Annotated in this window: 13 protein-coding genes; 6 read left to right on the forward strand and 7 right to left on the reverse strand. The window is 74.4% G+C overall.

All coding sequences use genetic code 11. The features are described from left to right. Window positions 1-97: 97 nt before the first annotated feature. On the forward strand, window positions 98-532 hold the full coding sequence (locus tag HH311_RS08825; RefSeq protein ID WP_169183254.1) for a nuclear transport factor 2 family protein: 435 nt from the start codon (window positions 98-100) through the stop codon (window positions 530-532). Between the two features lie 81 nt (window positions 533-613). On the opposite strand, the gene HH311_RS08830 is transcribed toward HH311_RS08825, so the two are convergent. After that, window positions 614-2,248, reverse strand: coding sequence for a hypothetical protein (locus tag HH311_RS08830; RefSeq protein WP_169183255.1), 1,635 nt, complete (start codon window positions 2,246-2,248; stop codon window positions 614-616). 59 nt (window positions 2,249-2,307) lie between these two features. Here HH311_RS08830 and HH311_RS08835 point away from each other — a divergent pair, with 59 nt between their 5' ends. Further along, complete coding sequence (locus HH311_RS08835) at window positions 2,308-3,111, forward strand: hypothetical protein (RefSeq protein WP_169183256.1); 804 nt, start codon at window positions 2,308-2,310, stop codon at window positions 3,109-3,111. An 89-nt stretch (window positions 3,112-3,200) separates the two neighbouring features. Next, on the forward strand, window positions 3,201-4,067 hold the full coding sequence (locus HH311_RS08840; RefSeq protein WP_169183257.1) for a hypothetical protein: 867 nt from the start codon (window positions 3,201-3,203) through the stop codon (window positions 4,065-4,067). 177 nt (window positions 4,068-4,244) lie between these two features. Here the strand turns inward: HH311_RS08840 and HH311_RS08845 are convergent, their stop codons facing one another. The 6 genes from HH311_RS08845 to HH311_RS08870 form a co-directional block, all read right to left on the reverse strand. Next, entirely contained in the window at window positions 4,245-5,096 is an 852-nt protein-coding gene (locus tag HH311_RS08845) for a succinate dehydrogenase/fumarate reductase iron-sulfur subunit (RefSeq protein ID WP_169183258.1), read from the reverse strand. A 2-nt stretch (window positions 5,097-5,098) separates the two neighbouring features. Further along, the gene (locus HH311_RS08850; protein ID WP_169183259.1) at window positions 5,099-7,093 is read right to left on the reverse strand and encodes a fumarate reductase/succinate dehydrogenase flavoprotein subunit; all 1,995 of its coding nucleotides are present in this window, start codon (window positions 7,091-7,093) and stop codon (window positions 5,099-5,101) included. Beyond that, window positions 7,093-7,926, reverse strand: a complete 834-nt coding sequence (locus HH311_RS08855) for a hypothetical protein (RefSeq protein ID WP_169183260.1) — start codon at window positions 7,924-7,926, stop codon at window positions 7,093-7,095. The genes HH311_RS08850 and HH311_RS08855 overlap by 1 nt, the downstream gene beginning before the upstream one ends. Before the next feature lie 218 nt (window positions 7,927-8,144). Continuing rightward, window positions 8,145-8,807 (reverse strand): regulatory protein RecX, encoded by a 663-nt coding sequence (locus HH311_RS08860; protein ID WP_169183261.1) that lies wholly within the window; start codon window positions 8,805-8,807, stop codon window positions 8,145-8,147. A gap of 4 nt (window positions 8,808-8,811) precedes the next feature. Next, on the reverse strand, window positions 8,812-9,852 hold the full coding sequence (gene recA, locus HH311_RS08865) for a recombinase RecA (protein WP_169183262.1): 1,041 nt from the start codon (window positions 9,850-9,852) through the stop codon (window positions 8,812-8,814). A 235-nt stretch (window positions 9,853-10,087) separates the two neighbouring features. Then, window positions 10,088-10,282 (reverse strand): DUF3046 domain-containing protein, encoded by a 195-nt coding sequence (locus HH311_RS08870; protein WP_169183263.1) that lies wholly within the window; start codon window positions 10,280-10,282, stop codon window positions 10,088-10,090. A 109-nt stretch (window positions 10,283-10,391) separates the two neighbouring features. Here HH311_RS08870 and HH311_RS08875 point away from each other — a divergent pair, with 109 nt between their 5' ends. From HH311_RS08875 to HH311_RS08885, 3 genes are read left to right on the forward strand one after another with little or no spacing between them, the layout of a single operon-like run. Beyond that, on the forward strand, window positions 10,392-10,535 hold the full coding sequence (locus HH311_RS08875; RefSeq protein ID WP_169183264.1) for a hypothetical protein: 144 nt from the start codon (window positions 10,392-10,394) through the stop codon (window positions 10,533-10,535). A gap of 55 nt (window positions 10,536-10,590) precedes the next feature. Next, on the forward strand, window positions 10,591-15,387 hold the full coding sequence (locus HH311_RS08880; protein ID WP_169183265.1) for a DEAD/DEAH box helicase: 4,797 nt from the start codon (window positions 10,591-10,593) through the stop codon (window positions 15,385-15,387). Window positions 15,388-15,420: 33 nt separating this feature from the next. After that, window positions 15,421-16,380, forward strand: a complete 960-nt coding sequence (locus HH311_RS08885; protein ID WP_169183266.1) for a hypothetical protein — start codon at window positions 15,421-15,423, stop codon at window positions 16,378-16,380. Window positions 16,381-16,389: the final 9 nt, after the last annotated feature.

Below are 16,389 nucleotides of genomic sequence, written 5' to 3' on the forward strand. Positions count from 1 at the left end.
CCCGGCGGCGGGACTCCGTCTGCCGTTCGGCAGAGGTTGTCCGCCCGCGCGCTCCCTAGCGTTCCCGACCGGATCGTCCGCACCGAGGGGGAACACCATGAGCACCACCGTCACCGAGCACCCGAACGTCACCGCGCTCCTCGAGGCCTTCGCCGCCCTCGGCGAGGGCGACGTCGGACCGAGCGAGGCGCTGATGACCGAGGACTTCGTCGTGGTCAACCACGACAACGGCGCCGGCGACCGGCACCTCGTCGAGGGCCGGGACGCGTTCCTCGGGTTCCTGGCGGGCTGGGCGGAGTTCTTCGAGGGCACGTGGGCGCAGCGGCCGCTGGGCATCTTCGGCGACGACGACCACCTGGTCATGCTCGTCCACGAGACCGGGCGCCGCGGCGACGCCGTGTTCGACAACCGGGCCGTCTACGTCATCGAGGTGCGCGACGGCCGCTGGATCCGGATGGACACCTACGACCGCGACCGGGAGGCCAACGCCGCCTTCTGGGACCAGGTGGGGGTCAGCGGGCCTCCGCGGTGAGGGGACACCGGCGCTGTCAGCGGTGTCGCATCGCAGACATCGAGCGTCCGGAAAGCCACACTCACGACGACCGGTGCTCGGTCAGGACGCGGCGAGCTGCGGCGACTCGCGCCCGGCGCGGCGCCGGAGGTCGTCCAGGTCGGCGAGGTGAGCCTCGAGCTCGGCGACGCGCTCGTGGTCGGCGGGACTCCCCCCGCCGCCCTCGCCGGCCACCCGCACCGCCTCGGCCGCGGCCCGCAGGCGCTCGTCGTTGATCGCGGTGAAGTGGTCGCGCAACGTCCGGTGGACGGCGCGAAGCTGGGCCCGCTGGTGGTCGCCGGCCCGGAAGTTGGCCTCGTCGAGGAGCTTCGCGGCCGTGGCGCGACCCTCCGCCATCCGGCGCTCGCGGATGTTCTTCCGGTCCTCGACGTAGGTGAACACCCCCAGCAGGACGCCGGCGCCCACCGAGTAGACGCTGATCAGGCTCAGACCCGCGAGGCTGGTCAGCACCCCGACCATCAGGATGCCGCCGTACGAGCCCCGCAGGCTGTTGACGGCGCGGGAGACGACGCCGCCGCCGGTGCCTGGGACGTCCATGGCGGCGGCCGGCAGCAGCGTCGTCGCGTCGGGGTCGGTGAGGACGATGCGGGGCCGGGTGACCCCGACCGTCGCCCCGTCGGCGGTCCCGGCGAGCGCCCGGGCGACCGTCTTCGCGAGTGCCGTCGCGCGCTCCCGGACCATCGCGTGATCGCCGCGGACGGCCTCCTCGACCCGCGCCCGGACCGCGGCGTCGAAGCCCGCCCAGTCCTTGAGCGCGCGGCCGGAGAGGATTTCGGCGTCGGCGAAGGCGAGCACCTCACGCAACCGCTGGCGCAGGTCGAAGTCGGCCTGGGCGCCCAGCTCGGCCATGCCGTCGGAGAGCGCGATCTGCCAGTTCGCGGACAACTGCTGGCAGCGGTCCAGCTCGGCGATCGCTCGCCGCTGCCGCTCGGCCGGCGAGGAGGCACCGCGGGGCAGACGGTCGAGCTCGGCGGTGAAGGCGGCCGCGAGCTGGTCGAGCGCGCCGTGCACCTCGGCGAGCACGGCCGCACGCAGCCGGGGCGCCATCGCCGTGTCGACCCGGTCGCGCAGGACCTCGAGCAGCTGCGGGATCCCCGAGGCGATGAGCGCGGACCGGTCGTCGTGGCGCCGCCCGCGCTCGCACTGTGCCGCCGACACCGGCAGCAGCGGGATCGGCGGGTCGTCGATCCCGGCCGAGCGCAGCGCCCGGCGATCGGCCTGCAGCACCAGGGTGAGGTCCTCGCAGGCGTCGTGGTCGGCGAGCACGCCGACCACGGCGACGTCCTGGGCGCGCAGCCGCGTGAGCGCCGCGAGCTCGCCCGGCCCGTACCCGGCGCGGGCGTCGGTGACGAAGAGGACCACGTCGACTTGCTCGGTCAGCGGCCGACGGTCCTGGCCGTGCCGGCCGGGGACGTCGCCGAACGACGCCCCCGGCAGCCACGCGGCCGAAACCCCGCGCACCGCCTCGACGAGGGCCCTCGTCCGGGCGGTGCCCTCGGCGTCCGGGCGGCCGCAGACCCCGACCCGAAGTGGCCGTCCGGTCATCCACGACCGGGCCAGCGCGAGCCGCTCGACCAGGTCCGTCCGGCCGGCCAGCGCGGCCATCCGGTCGGTCCGCTCGAGCAGTCCCACCAGCTCGGCGCTCCCGAGGATCGGGGTCCAGGGCAGCACGGACACGGTGTCCTCCCTCGTACTCGCGTCGCGCCGGTCAGTGGCCGACGAGGTGGGTGTGGTCGGTGGTCGTGTGGTGGGTCGCGTCGGTGGTCGTCACGGCCGTCGTGTCGTGGCTGGTGAGACCGCTCGAGAGGCTGGTGCTCGTCGAGCTCTCGGTGCCCGTGGTCGCCGTGGTGGTCGCGGCGGGTGCCGTGGTGTGGGTGGTCGGCGTGGCCTGGGCCGTCGCCGTCGTGTGGGCGGTGGACGTGGTGGTCGTCGACGCCGCGTGGGTGGCGGACGACGTCGTGGCGGCGGTGTGGTCGGTGGACGTGGTGCCCGTGGCGGTCGTCGTGCCGGCCTGGGTCGCGGCGGACCCGGTGGCCGAGGTCGCGGTGTGGTCGGTCGAGGCCGTGGCCGTGGTCGTGCCGCCGGTCGTGGTCGTGCCGCCGGTCGTCGGCGTCGCCGTGTGGGCGGTGGTGCCGGTCGTGCTGCCGGTCGTGGTCGTCGTGGCGGCGGCGCCCGGGGCGGTGGTGGCGGTGCCGGCGGCGGTCGTGGTCGTGGCGGCGCCGAAGTCGGCCTGGGGGGCGCCGGTCGTGTGGGTCGTGGTGGTGGTGTGGGTGCTGCCGGACGACGCCGTGGTCGCGGTGGTCGCGGCGTGCGTGACGGTGTGGGTCAGCGGCTGCGAGGCGGCCGAGTGGGAGCGGGCGTCCACGGGCGTGACCGCGACCGCGGCGGCCGACGAGGCCGCGGCCCCGTTCGCGGCGGTGTTCTGCACGACGGCGCGCTCACCGGCGCCGGCGGCCGAGGAGAGCGAGGTGGCGGCGGCCGGCGTCGTCGTCGGGCTGGTGGTGAGGGGCGTGGCGCTGCCCTGTCCGAAGCTCCACTGACCGAGGGAGCCCTGGCCGGCGGAGGTCCCGTCGTGCCGGACGTCGCCGTGGCCCGAGGTGGTGCCGGGTCGCGTCCAGGAGGAGCCCTGGTGGCCGAGGTCGTGCGTGGTGGAGACGCGCTGGGCGGGGTCGTGGTGTGCGCCGGAGCCGCCGAGGTCGTGCTGCGGCGCCCCCGCCCACCCGCCGTGCGCGGCGGATGCGTGCGACGAGTCGGTGCGGTGCTGGTCGGTGCGGTGCTGCTCGCCCCGGTGCTGCTTACCCCGGTGCTCGTCGGCCCGGTGCTGCTCGCCCCGGTGCTGCTCACCCCGGTGCTCGTCGGCCCGGTGCTGCTCGCTCCGGTGCTCGTCGACGCGGGGGCTCCAGGCCGAGTGGCCGTCGGCCCGCAGGGTGCGGTGCTCGTCCGCCGCATGGCGCACCGTCGTCGGGTGCTGCGGTCCGGACCGGTGCACGGCGCTCGGGACGGGCCCGGCCCATCCGTGGTGCTCGTCGGCGCGGTGGTGCTCGGTGCGGTGGTGACGGCCGTGGCCGTCGCGCTCGCGGTGCTCCTGCGGCCGCTCGGACGGGCGGCCGTGCTCGTCCCGGACGTGCTGCTCCGGGCGCTCCGGCCGGGACGGGGGCCGCCCGCCGTCGGGGGCGCCCTGGTCCGGGCGCGGCGTCGCGACCGCGTCGGGGCGCGGGTCGCGGTCGAGCAGGGCGGTGGCGGGACGTGCTCCGGCGAACGACTCCTGGGACACGGCGGTGGCTCCTTCGGCCTCGTGGGGCCACCGCATCGGCGCGCGACAGCAGGGACGCGCGACCGGGACCTCGGTGGACCGCCGCTGCGACACCAGCGGCCTCCGCGCATGGCCGTGCTGATCGGCGTGCGCGCCGGGCGGACCCGGGCCCGGTACCTGTCCGTCCCGGGCGATGGGGCAACGATGGGCCCACCCGCTGTGCGCCTGCTGTGCCGATCATGAAGGCTGTCGATGACCGAGGGTCACGCGACGGGGCACCCGACATCCGCCGCTGGGCCGGTCCGGTGAGGCTCCCGGGCACGACGACCGCGGTGCGCGACCTGCCGGGACGGAGCGCCCCGGACAGACGCCGGGGGCCACCACGCCTGCTCGCGTGGTGGCCCCCGGGGGTCGAGCGGGTCAGCTCCCGACGGGGCCGATCGAGTCCGCCGGCAGCGGCGACCCGTTCTCGGGACCGGCCTCGTCGAGCGAGCGCTTGCCGGTGGCGCCGCGCTGCTCGAGGTCCTCACGCTTGAAGATCTTGCGCCCGAGCCAGACCAGCGGGTCGTACTTGCGGTCGACCACGCGCTCCTTCATCGGGATGAGGGAGTTGTCGGTGATCTTGATGTGCTCGGGGCAGACCTCGGTGCAGCACTTGGTGATGTTGCAGTAGCCGAGGCCGTGGTCCTCCTGCGCGTCCTCCTTGCGGTTCCGGACGTCGAGGGGGTGCATGTCGAGCTCCGCGACCCGCATCAGGTAGCGCGGCCCGGCGAACTCCGCCTTGTTCTCCTCGTGGTCACGCACCACGTGGCAGGTGTTCTGGCACAGGTAGCACTCGATGCACTTGCGGAACTCCTGCGGGCGCTCCACGTCGACCTGCGACATCCGGTACTCGCCCGGCGCGAGGTCCTCCGGCGGCGCGAACGAGGCGATCTCGCGCGCCTTGACGTAGTTGAAGTCCACGTCGGTGACGAGGTCCCGGATCACCGGGAACGTGCGCAGCGGCGTCACCGTCACGACCTCGTCCTCGGTGAACGTCGACATCCGCGTCATGCACATCAGCCGCGGCCGGCCGTTGATCTCGGCACTGCACGACCCGCACTTGCCGGCCTTGCAGTTCCACCGCACCGCCATGTCGCCGGCCTGGGTGGCCTGCAGCCGGTGGATGATGTCGAGGACGACCTCGCCCTCGTTCACCTCCACCTGGAAGTCCTGGAGGTCGCCGCCGGTGTCGTCGCCGCGCCACACCTTGAAGTGCGCCTGGTAGCCCACGTCTAGGTCCCCTGTCCCTGTGCCTGCTGCTCGTCACCGAGGCCGCCCTCGGTCTGGTCGGCGCGCTGGCCGCGGGGCGCGTCCGAGCGGTGACCGCCCAGCTCGTCGCCGGTGTAGTACTTCTTCAGTTCGTCGGACTCGAACAGGTCGAACAGGTCAGTGCGCATCGCCGGCTGCCCCTGGTGCTCGAGCACCACTTCCTCGTCGCGCAGCGAGAGCACCAGCAGCTGGCGCCGCCACTGCTCGTCCATCGTCGGGAAGTCGTCGCGGGTGTGCCCGCCGCGGCTCTCCTGGCGCTCGAGCGCGGCCATCGCGATGCACTGGCTGACCAGCAGCATGTTGCGCAGGTCCATGGCCAGGTGCCAGCCCGGGTTGTACGAGCGGCGCCCGTCCACGGCCACCCGCGGGACCCGGTCCTTGAGCTCGTCGAGCTTCTTGAGGGCCAGCTCCATCTCGTCGGCCTTGCGGATGATGCCGACGAGGTCGTTCATCGTCTGCTGCAGTTCCTGGTGCACGGTGTAGGCGTTCTCGCCGCCCGAGTTGCGGATCGGCCGCTCGACCTCGTCCCGCGCGGACTCCAGGGCCGCGTCGGACACCGACGGCACCGCGCCGAGGGCGTCCAGGTACGCCGCGGCGCCGGCACCCGCCCGGCACCCGAACACCAGCAGGTCCGACAGCGAGTTCCCGCCGAGCCGGTTGGAGCCGTGCATGCCGCCCGCGACCTCGCCGGCGGCGAACAGGCCCGGCACCGCCGACTCCGCGGTGTCCGGGTCGACCTCCACCCCGCCCATCACGTAGTGGCAGGTCGGGCCGACCTCCATCGGGCCGGCCGTGATGTCGACGTCGGCCAGCTCCTTGAACTGGTGGTACATCGACGGCAGCCGCTTGCGGATCGTCTCCGCCGGCATCCGGCTGGACACGTCGAGGTACACCCCGCCGGCCGGCGAGCCGCGGCCCTCCTTGACCTCGTTGTTGATCGCGCGGGCGACCTCGTCGCGGGGCAGCAGTTCCGGCGGGCGCCGGTTGTTGTCGGCGTCGGTGTACCAGCGGTCGCCCTCGTCCTCGCTGGTCGCGTACTGCTCGCGGAAGACCTCGGGGATGTAGTTGAACATGAAGCGCTCGCCCTCGGAGTTCTTGAGGACGCCGCCGTCGCCGCGGACCGACTCCGTGACGAGGATGCCCTTCACGCTGGGCGGCCAGACCATGCCCGTCGGGTGGAACTGGACGAACTCCATGTTCAGCAGCTTCGCGCCGGCGCGCAGCGCGAGGGCGTGCCCGTCGCCGGTGTACTCCCACGAGTTGCTGGTGACCTTGAAGGACTTCCCGACGCCGCCGGTCGCGAGGATCACCGCGGCACTGTGGAAGCACAGCAGCTCGCCCGAGGACCGGTGGTAGCCGAAGGCGCCGGCGACCCGCTCCCCGTCCTTGATCAGCTCGGTGATCGTGGTCTCGTGGAAGACCTTGAGGTCGGACTCGTAGTCGCCGGTCCGCGCGTGGTCCTCCTGCTGCAGCGAGACGATCTTCTGCTGCAGCGTGCGGATGAGCTCGAGGCCCGTGCGGTCGCCGACGTGCGCCAGCCGCGGGAACTGGTGCCCGCCGAAGTTGCGCTGGCTGATCTTGCCGTCGGGGGTCCGGTCGAACAGCGCCCCGTAGGTCTCCAGCTCCCACACCCGCTGCGGCGCCTCCTTGGCGTGCAGCTCGGCCATGCGCCAGTTGTTGAGGAACTTCCCGCCGCGCATCGTGTCGCGGAAGTGGACCTGCCAGTTGTCGTTGGGGTTCGCGTTGCCCATCGACGCGGCGATCCCGCCCTCGGCCATGACGGTGTGCGCCTTGCCGAACAGCGACTTCGAGATGATCGCGACCCGCTTGCCCCGCAGCCGCGCCTCGATGGCGGCGCGCAGTCCGGCGCCGCCCGCCCCGATGACCAGGACGTCGTAGGTGTGGTGGGTGATCTCGGGCGTCTGACCGGTGTCGGCCGGGCCGTTTCCTTCGGCCATCAGTTCACGATCCTCGGGTCGGGAATGGTGCCGCTCGCGACGAGCATGATGTAGAAGTCGGTGAGGATCAGCGTCCCGATCGTGATCCACGCGAAGAGCATGTGCCGCGTGTTGAGCTTCGAGAGCGTGGTCCAGATGCGGTAGCGCACCGGGTGCCGCGAGAAGTGCTTGAGCCGCCCGCCGGTGATGTGGCGGCAGGAGTGGCACGACAGCGTGTAGAGCCAGAGCCCGATCACGTTGATCGTCAGGATGATGTTGCCGAGGCCGAGCCCGAACTGCGCACCGTTCGGCCCGTCGCTCTGGAACGCCACCACCATGTCGTAGGTGTTGATCACCGAGATCAGGAAGGCGACGTAGAAGAAGTAGCGGTGGGCGTTCTGCAGGATCAGCGGGAACCGCGTCTCGCCGGAGTAGGTCGAGTGCGGTTCGGCCACCGCGCACGCGGGCGGCGACGACCAGAACGCCCGGTAGTAGGACTTGCGGTAGTAGTAGCAGGTCAGGCGGAAGCCGAGCAGGAACGGCAGCGAGACGATCGCCAGCGGGATCCACGGCGGGAACGCGGGCAGGACGGCGCCGAAGTGGCTCGAGCCCGGCACGCAGCTCGCGGAGAGGCACGGCGAGTAGAACGGCGACAGGTAGTGGTACTGCGGGACGTAGTACGCCGAGCCCCAGAACGACCGGATCGTCGCGTAGATGACGAACGTCGCCAGGCCGAGCGCGTTCGCCAGCGGCGGGAGCCACCAGCGGTCACGCCGCAGGGTGCGTGCCCGGATGTCGGCACGTCCCGCTGCGATCGGGGGGCTGGCGCCGTGGTCGCGCTCTGTGGTGGTCACTCGCACCTGTCCTCGTCGACGGAGCCGGCCGGCACGCGGTGCCCGGCCGCGGCCGGAGCGGTCGTGGTGGTGACCGCGGACGGCTGTGTGGCCCGCGCGGCGCCGGGCCGCGTGGTGCGAGGCACACTACGACGGTCTGTCGTGGCCTGTCGTCCGGGTCACAGGTGATCGGCGTCGTGATCCCCGTCACGGAGGGTCGTCAGGCGCGTCCGCCCTGGTCAGGTGTGGGTCTCGGCCACCGGATCGGCGTCCTCGAGGTCGGGGTCGGCCTCGTCGAGCTCGGCGCCGCGTGCGGCCATCTCGGCGCGCACGACCTCGTAGGACAGCCCAGCGCCGTAGCCCTTCCGGGCGAGCATCCCGACGAGACGGCGGGCCGCCGCCGGCGGCTCCACCCGGTCGAGGGACGGCAGCCGGCGCCGGACCAGCTCGCGGGCCTTGTCCCGCTCGGCGTCGGCGTCGAGGCCGGCGACCGCCTCGTCCGCGGTCTCGGCGTCGACGCCCTTGCGGCGCAGCTCCTGGGACAGCGCGCGACGACCGAGGCCGCGGTGCCGGTGGCGGGAGTCCACCCACTGCTCGGCGAACGCGGTGTCGTCGAGCAGCCGCACCTCGACCAGCCGGTCGAGCACGGTGGCGGCCACGGCGTCGTCGAACCCGCGCCGCGCGAGCTCGGCCGACAGCTCGGCGCGGGTCCGTGCCCGGGTGGTGAGCAGGTTCAGGCAGACCGTGCGGGCCGCCGACTGTGGATCTTTCGACTGGGGGTCCGCGGGCGGGTCCGCCTCCCGGTCCCGGGGGCGGCCGTCGCGGGTGCGGCCGTCGGCGTCCGGTGGTTCGGGCGCGGGACGCCGAGCCCGGCGTCCGAGCCCTCCTCCGAGCTGCGCCACCGCGTCAGAAGTCGACCGGGGCCGGCGTCGTCTCGTCGGCGTCGAGCTGCGGGCCGACGCCGAGCTTCTCCTTGATCCGCTTCTCGATCTCGCCGGCGACGTCCGGGTTCTCCTTGAGGAACTTCCGGGCGTTCTCCTTGCCCTGGCCGAGCTGGTCGCCGTCGTAGGTGTACCAGGCACCGGACTTGCGGACGATGCCCTGCTCGACGCCCACGTCGATGAGCGAGCCCTCCTTGGAGATGCCGTGGCCGTAGAGCATGTCGAACTCGGCCTGCTTGAACGGCGGCGCGACCTTGTTCTTCACGACCTTGACGCGCGTGCGGTTCCCGACCGCGTCGGTGCCGTCCTTGAGCGTCTCGATCCGGCGGATGTCCAGGCGCACCGAGGAGTAGAACTTCAGCGCGCGCCCACCGGTCGTGGTCTCCGGCGACCCGAACATCACGCCGACCTTCTCGCGCAGCTGGTTGATGAAGATCGCCGTGGTGCCGGAGTGGTTCAGCGCACCGGTGATCTTGCGCAGCGCCTGGCTCATGAGCCGGGCCTGGAGGCCGACGTGGCTGTCGCCCATGTCGCCCTCGATCTCGGCGCGCGGCACGAGCGCGGCCACCGAGTCGACCACGATGATGTCCAGGGCGTTCGAGCGGATCAGCATGTCCATGATCTCGAGCGCCTGCTCGCCGGTGTCCGGCTGGGCGACCAGCAGCGCGTCGGTGTCGACGCCGAGCGCCTTGGCGTACTCCGGGTCGAGCGCGTGCTCGGCGTCGATGAACGCCGCCACCCCACCCTGGGCCTGGGCGTTGGCGACCGCGTGCAGCGTCACCGTGGTCTTCCCCGACGACTCCGGGCCGTAGATCTCCACGACCCGGCCCCGGGGCAGGCCGCCCACGCCGAGGGCGACGTCCAGGGCGATCGAGCCCGTCGGGATGACGCTGACGGGCGCGCGGCCCTCGTCGCCCAGCCGCATGACCGAGCCCTTGCCGAACTGCTTGTCGATCTGCGCGAGCGCGAGCTCCAGCGCCTTGTCGCGGTCCGGTGCCTGAGGCATTCGGGGTTCCCCCTCGGGACGGGTGGTGGGTCCGGCCGTGTGGTCCGGGTTCGGTGCGGACGCTAGGCCGGGGGTCCGACACCGTGGTGCCGGTGGGTGTTCGGCTGTGGACTGCTCGGGCGGTCGGTGCCGCTGTGGACGACCGCGTCGGACGTCCAGAGTAGACGAACAGGTGTTCGACCCCCCAGGGGGACACGCCGGGGGATCGTGGTCGTGCGGTCAGCGGCGCTCGGGGTCACCGGCGTTCGGCCGGGACCTCGAACTCGGCGCAGACCGCCCGCCAGACCTCCCGCGGCTCCTCGCCGTCCTCGAGCGCCTGCTCGACGGTGCGGCCGTCGAGCGCGGAGAACACGTGGTCGCGACTGATCGACCCGGCGCGCACCGCGCCGAACTCGTCCGCCATCAGCTGCCGGAAGTGGGTCAGACGCACCCGTCCGAGGGTAGGGACGGGGCCGGGCACGCCACGGGACCGCCCCCGGGGCGGGCATCCCTACCGACGGCGCCACCGATCACGCGCCCGGGTCGGTAGCGTGGCGGAGGTGGACCCGCTGCTCGCCGTGGTCGCCCAGGTCGACCTGCACTCCACGGGTCCGGCGTGGCTGTGGGACGTCGTGGGCGTGATCGCCCTCGTCGCGGTCCTCGTCGTCCTGCTGCGGTGGTGGTTCTCCCAGCGCCGCCGGTGAGCGGCGCCGCCGCCGGCCACGGGTGACTGTCGGACCCCCGGGGCACCATGGGGGTGTGGACGTCCTCGACCGCTTCTCCCCCGCCACGCGCGACTGGTTCTCCGGCGCGTTCGGGGCGCCTACCGCCGCGCAGGCCGGGGCGTGGGACGCGGTCGCCGACGGGGAGCACGCCCTCGTCGTCGCGCCCACCGGCTCGGGGAAGACGCTGGCCGCGTTCCTGTGGGCACTCGACCGGCTGGCCGCCGCGCCGGTGCCCGAGGAGCCGCAGCGCCGCTGCCGCGTCCTCTACGTCTCCCCGATGAAGGCGCTCACCGTCGACGTGCAGCGCAACCTGCGCTCGCCGCTGGCCGGGCTGCGCCAGGCCACCCACCGCCTCGGGCTGCCCGAGCCGGACATCCGCGTCGCCTCCCGCACCGGCGACACCCCGGCCGACGAGCGCCGCAGCTTCGCGCGCACGCCGCCCGACGTGCTCGTCACCACCCCGGAGTCGCTGTTCCTGCTGCTCACCTCGGCGGCGCGGGAGTCGTTGCGCGGGGTGGAGACGGTGATCGTCGACGAGGTGCACGCCGTGCTGGCCTCGAAGCGCGGCGCGCACCTCGCGCTCTCCCTCGAGCGCCTGGACGCGCTGCTCGACGCGCCCGCGCAGCGCATCGGCCTCTCGGCGACCGTCCGCCCGGTGGACGAGGTCTCGACGTTCCTCGCCGGGGGGCGCCCGGTCCGCGTGGTGCAGCCGGACTCGACGAAGACGGTGCAGGTCAGCGTCGTCGTCCCCGTCGAGGACATGAGCGCCCTCGACGCCGGCGACAACTCCTCCGGGCCCGGCGTCGAGGAGGAGGTCGAGGGCTCGGCGGCGGGCGCCGCCCAGCGGGCCTCGATCTGGCCCGCGGTGCAGGAGAAGGTCCTCGACCTCGTCGAGTCCCATCGCTCGACGATCGTCTTCGCCAACTCCCGGCGTCTCGCCGAGCGGCTCACCGCGCGAATCAACGAGCTCGCCACCGAGCGGGCCGCGCAGCAGGCGGCCGAGCGCGCTCCGGTCGACCTCGACGGCGGCGGGGACGACCCCGACGACGACACCGACGGAGGCCCCCACGACGACGGGTCCGGCCGGGACGACGAGGCCGACGAGCTCGCCCCGGTGATCGGGCGGGTGGGGCCGTTCCCGGCGGAGGCGGTCGGCCAGTCCGGGGTGGCCGAGCCGGCCGAGGTGATCGTCGCCCGGGCCCACCACGGGTCGATGAGCCGCACCCAGCGCACCCTCGTCGAGGAGGCGCTGAAGTCCGGGCAGCTCCCCTGCGTCGTGGCCACCTCCAGTCTCGAGCTCGGCATCGACATGGGCGCGGTCGACCTCGTGGTGCAGGTCGAGGCGCCGCCGTCGGTGGCCAGCGGGCTGCAGCGCGTCGGGCGCGCGGGTCATCAGGTGGGCGCGGTGTCCGAGGGCGTGGTGTTCCCGAAGTACCGGGGCGACCTGGTCTCGTGCGCCGTCGTCGCCGAGCGCATGGCCGGCGGCCGCATCGAGGCGATGCGGTACCCGCGCAACCCGCTCGACGTCCTCGCCCAGCACGTGGTGGCCATGACGGCGATGGAGAACTGGTCGCTGGCCGACCTCACCGCGCTCGTCCGCCGCGCGGCCCCGTTCTCCGGCCTGCCGGACTCGGCGATGACCTCGGTGCTCGACATGCTGGCCGGCCGCTACCCCAGCGAGGACTTCGGCGAGCTCCGGCCCCGCATCACCTGGGACCGCGTCACCGACGAGCTCGCCGGCCGCCCCGGGGCCCAGCGCCTGGCCGTCACCTCCGGCGGCACCATCCCCGACCGCGGGCTCTACACCGTCGTGACGCCGGGGTCCGGCGAGAACGGGACGGGCGGTTCGCGGGTCGGCGAGCTCGACGAGGAGATGGTCTACGAGTCCCGCGCGGGCGACACGTTCCTGCTGGGCTCGACGTCGTGGCGGGTCCTCGACATCACCCGCGACCGGGTCATCGCCGAGCCCGCGCCCGGGGTCCCCGCCCGGATGCCGTTCTGGAAGGGCGACGCCCCGGGGCGTCCGCTCGAGCTGGGCCGGGCGCTCGGCGCGTTCGTCCGGGAGGTCGCCGCGGCCGACGAGCCCGAGGCGCGCGCCCGGGCCGAGGCGGCGGGGCTCGACGCGTGGGCCGTCGACAACCTCGTCTCCTACCTCGGCGAGCAGCGCGAGGCGACCCGGCACGTCCCCAGCGACCGCACGATCGTCGTCGAGCGCTTCCGCGACGAGCTGGGCGACTGGCGGATCGTGGTGCACTCGCCCTTCGGCGCGCAGGTGAACGCGCCGTGGGCGCTGGCCATCGCGGCGCGGTTCCGCGAGCAGCGGGGGCTGGAGGTCTCCGCCGCGTCGGCCGACGACGGCATCGTGCTGCGCCTGCCCGACACCCTCGACGAGGCCGGGGCGGAGATCCTGCCCGGCGCGGAGGACGTCCTGCTGGACCCCGACGAGGTGGATCAGCTGGTGACCGCCGAGGTGAGCGGCTCGGCGCTCTTCGCCGCCCGGTTCCGGGAGTGCGCCGCGCGGTCGCTGCTGCTCCCCCGCCGCGACCCGACACGGCGGACCCCGCTGTGGCAGCAGCGCCAGCGGGCCTCGCAGCTGCTCTCGGTGGCCGCGAAGTACGAGCAGTTCCCCGTGGTGCTGGAGACGTTCCGGGAGTGTCTGCAGGACGTCTACGACGTGCCCGGGCTGGTCGAGCTCATGCGCGACGTGCGGTCGCGCGCCGTGCAGGTGGTGGACGTGGCCACGCCCGCGGCCTCGCCGTTCGCGCGGACGCTGATGTTCGGCTACGTCGGGATGTTCCTCTACGAGATGGACGCCCCGCTGGCCGAGCGGCGGGCGGCGGCGCTCTCGCTGGACTCCACGATGCTCGCGGAGCTGCTCGGCTCGGAGGCGATCCGGGAGCTGCTCGACCCGGGGATCGTCGGCGAGGTCGAGGCCGGGCTGCAGCGCACCGACCCCGAGCGGCACGTGCGCGACGCCGAGGGCACCGCCGACCTGCTGCGCTTCGTCGGCGACCTCACCACCGGGGAGGCCGCGGCGCGGGGCGCACGCGAGGAGTGGCTCGCCGAGCTGGAGTCGGCCCGCCGGGCGATCCGGGTGAAGATCGCCGGCGAGGCGCGGTGGGTGGCCATCGAGGACGCCGGCCGGCTGCGCGACGCCCTCGGTGCGGGCCTGCCCGTGGGTGTCCCCGAGGCGTTCACCGAGCCGGTCGCCGACCCCCTGGGTGACCTGCTCGCCCGCTACGCCCGCACCCGCGGCCCGTTCCCGGCCGCGGCGGCGGCCCGCCGCTTCGGGTTGGGGGTCGCGGTGGTGACCGCGGTCCTCGAGCGGATGGCCGGCGCGGGCCGCCTGGTCCGGGGTGAGCTGCGCCCGGCCGACGCGCCCCCGCTGCCCGGCGACCACGGCGCCCCCGAGGCTCCCGGCGGCGTCGACTTCTGCGACGCCGAGGTGCTGCGGCGCATCCGGCGGGGCTCGCTCGCGCGGCTGCGCGCCGAGGTCGAGCCCGTCGAGCCGGCGGCCCTGGGGCGGTTCCTGCCGACGTGGCACGGCATCGGCGGACGGCGCCGGCGCAGCCCGGGGCCCGACGACGTCCTCGGGGTCGTCGAACAGCTCGCGGGGGCGCCCATCCCGGCGAGCGCGTGGGAGTCACTGGTGCTGCCGGCCCGGCTGCCCGGGTACCAACCGGCGCTGCTGGACGAGCTGACCAGCGCCGGCGAGGTGACCTGGACCGGCTGCGGCACGCTCTCCGGCGGTGACGGCTGGCTCGCCGTGGCGCCGTCGGACGTGGCGGACCTGATGCTGCCCGACCCCGAGGACGAGCTCGCGGACTCGCCGCTGCACCGGGCGCTGCTCGAGGCGCTCGGGCCGGTCGAGGGCGGCGGGGCGCTGTTCTTCCGCCAGCTCGCCGACCGCGCCGGACAGCTCCTCCGCGAGGCGGGCGAGTCGCTCCCCGACGACCCCACCACCGTCGAGGCGCTCTGGGACCTGGTGTGGGCCGGGCACGCCACCAACGACACCCTCGCGCCGCTGCGCTCGCTGGTGTCCGGCGGCGGCGGGCGCTCGAAGGCCGCCCACCAGCGGCGCCGATCGCCGTCACGCGGCCGGTACGCCCGGGTCGGCCGCCCGCAGATGCCGTCGCGGACCGGCCCGCCCACGGCCGCCGGGCGCTGGTCGCGCGTGCCGCCGCGGGAGACCGACCCGACCCGGCGGGCGCAGGCCCGCACCGAGTCGTTCCTCGAACGGCACGGCGTCCTCACCCGCGGCGCGCTGGAGACCGAGCGCGTCACCGGCGGGTTCGCCGGCATCTACCCGGTGCTGCGGGCCATGGAGGAGTCCGGGCGCTGCCGCCGCGGCTACGTCGTCGAGGGTCTGGGCGCGGCGCAGTTCGCGGTGCCCGGCGCGATCGACCGGCTGCGCGCGACCTCCCGTGACGACGACGCCTCCGCCCGGGGACAGGGCGCGCTGGTGCTCGCGGCGACCGACCCGGCCCAGCCGTGGGGCGCCGCGCTCGACTGGCCGGCCACCCGCGCGGCGCAGGACGGCACGACCGGCCACCGCCCGGGTCGCAAGGCGGGGGCGCTGGTGGTGCTGACCGACGGCGTCCCGACCATCTACGTCGAGCGCGGCGGGCGGTCGCTGCTCTCCTTCACCGACGATCCCGAAACGCTCGGCGAGGCGGCGGGGGCCCTTTCGGCGGCCGTGCGCGAGGGCTGGTTGGGTGGGCTCTCGGTGGAGCGGACCGACGGGTCGGGGGCGCTCGACGGGGTGCTGGCCGAGGCGCTGGCCGAGGCCGGGTTCCGCAACAGCCCGAAGGGCCTGCGGTTGCGCGCCTGAGTGCGGGGCAGCCGCCGCGACGGGAGGAGAGCGATGGCGCTGGCGTGTCCGAGCTGCGAAGAGGCCGCGGCGGAGTACGTCGGGATGGCCGATGACGGGCGCAACGAGATGCGCTGCACCGCGTGCGGGCACCACTGGCTCCTGGGCGCCAAGCCGGTCTCGCCGCGCGCGGTCGCGGCGAAGCCGGCGCGCGCCTCGACGGCGCGGTCGCCCCGCTCGTCCGGCGCGCGGACCACGAGCGCTCCCCGCTCGCCGGGCGGCACCACCCGTCCCCCGGCCGCGGCGCCCGGGCCCCCGCCCGTCGTCGTCCGGTTCCCGACCCTCGACGACGTCCCCGCCGAGCACCTGCAGCGCCTCGCCGCGCTCAAGGCGGCCTGGCCGCGGCAGCGTCCGCGGCCCGATCCCTACGCGGCGGACTTCCGCCGGCTCCACGAGCTGATGTTCAGCCGCGCCGGCCTGCCCCACACCGAGCCGGGCCAGCTCAAGGACTTCGTCACCAGCGACGTGCTCGCGCTCTCCGGCAACACCACCTCGTTCGCGCGGGAGTGGCGCCGACTCGGGGACCGCGACGCCTCGCAGCGATTCCGCGGCGTCGTGGAGTACCTGCTGCGCGGCGAGAGCGGTGAGGACGAGGACGGTGCCGGTCGCGACGACCCACCGCTGGAGGACCGCTTCACCGAGCTGGCCGAGCAGCGCTCGCCGTACGCGATGGGCGGGGTACGCGAGACCGTCCTCATGCACGTCCTCGCGGTCGCCCGGCCCGAGCGGTTCCTCCCGCTGCTCAGCGTGGACAGCGGCTCGGGCGGGGAGGGCAAGCGCGACATCGCCCGCACCGTGCTCGGCGTCGAGATCCCGGCGGTGGACCGCACCCGGCACACCGTCGGGCGGGTCGCCTGCGGCTCGAACGACCTGCTCGTCGACGCGCTCGGCGCCGGCTTCACCGACCTCGACGACGCCGCGGCGTTCCTGCTCTGGGCCCACGCGCAGGGCTGAGGCACCCCG

Origin of the sequence: Actinomycetospora sp. TBRC 11914, from assembly GCF_012933465.1 — a bacterium.
GTDB lineage: Bacteria > Actinomycetota > Actinomycetes > Mycobacteriales > Pseudonocardiaceae > Actinomycetospora.

What these genes read in the sequence shown, in the direction of transcription:
- recA (WP_169183262.1), bottom strand. Translation starts at nt 9,852, where the DNA reads ATGCCTCAGGCACCGGACCGCGACAAGGCGCTGGAGCTCGCGCTCGCG.
- HH311_RS08825 (WP_169183254.1), top strand. Translation starts at nt 98, where the DNA reads ATGAGCACCACCGTCACCGAGCACCCGAACGTCACCGCGCTCCTCGAG.
- HH311_RS08885 (WP_169183266.1), top strand. Translation starts at nt 15,421, where the DNA reads ATGGCGCTGGCGTGTCCGAGCTGCGAAGAGGCCGCGGCGGAGTACGTC.
- HH311_RS08850 (WP_169183259.1), bottom strand. Translation starts at nt 7,093, where the DNA reads ATGGCCGAAGGAAACGGCCCGGCCGACACCGGTCAGACGCCCGAGATC.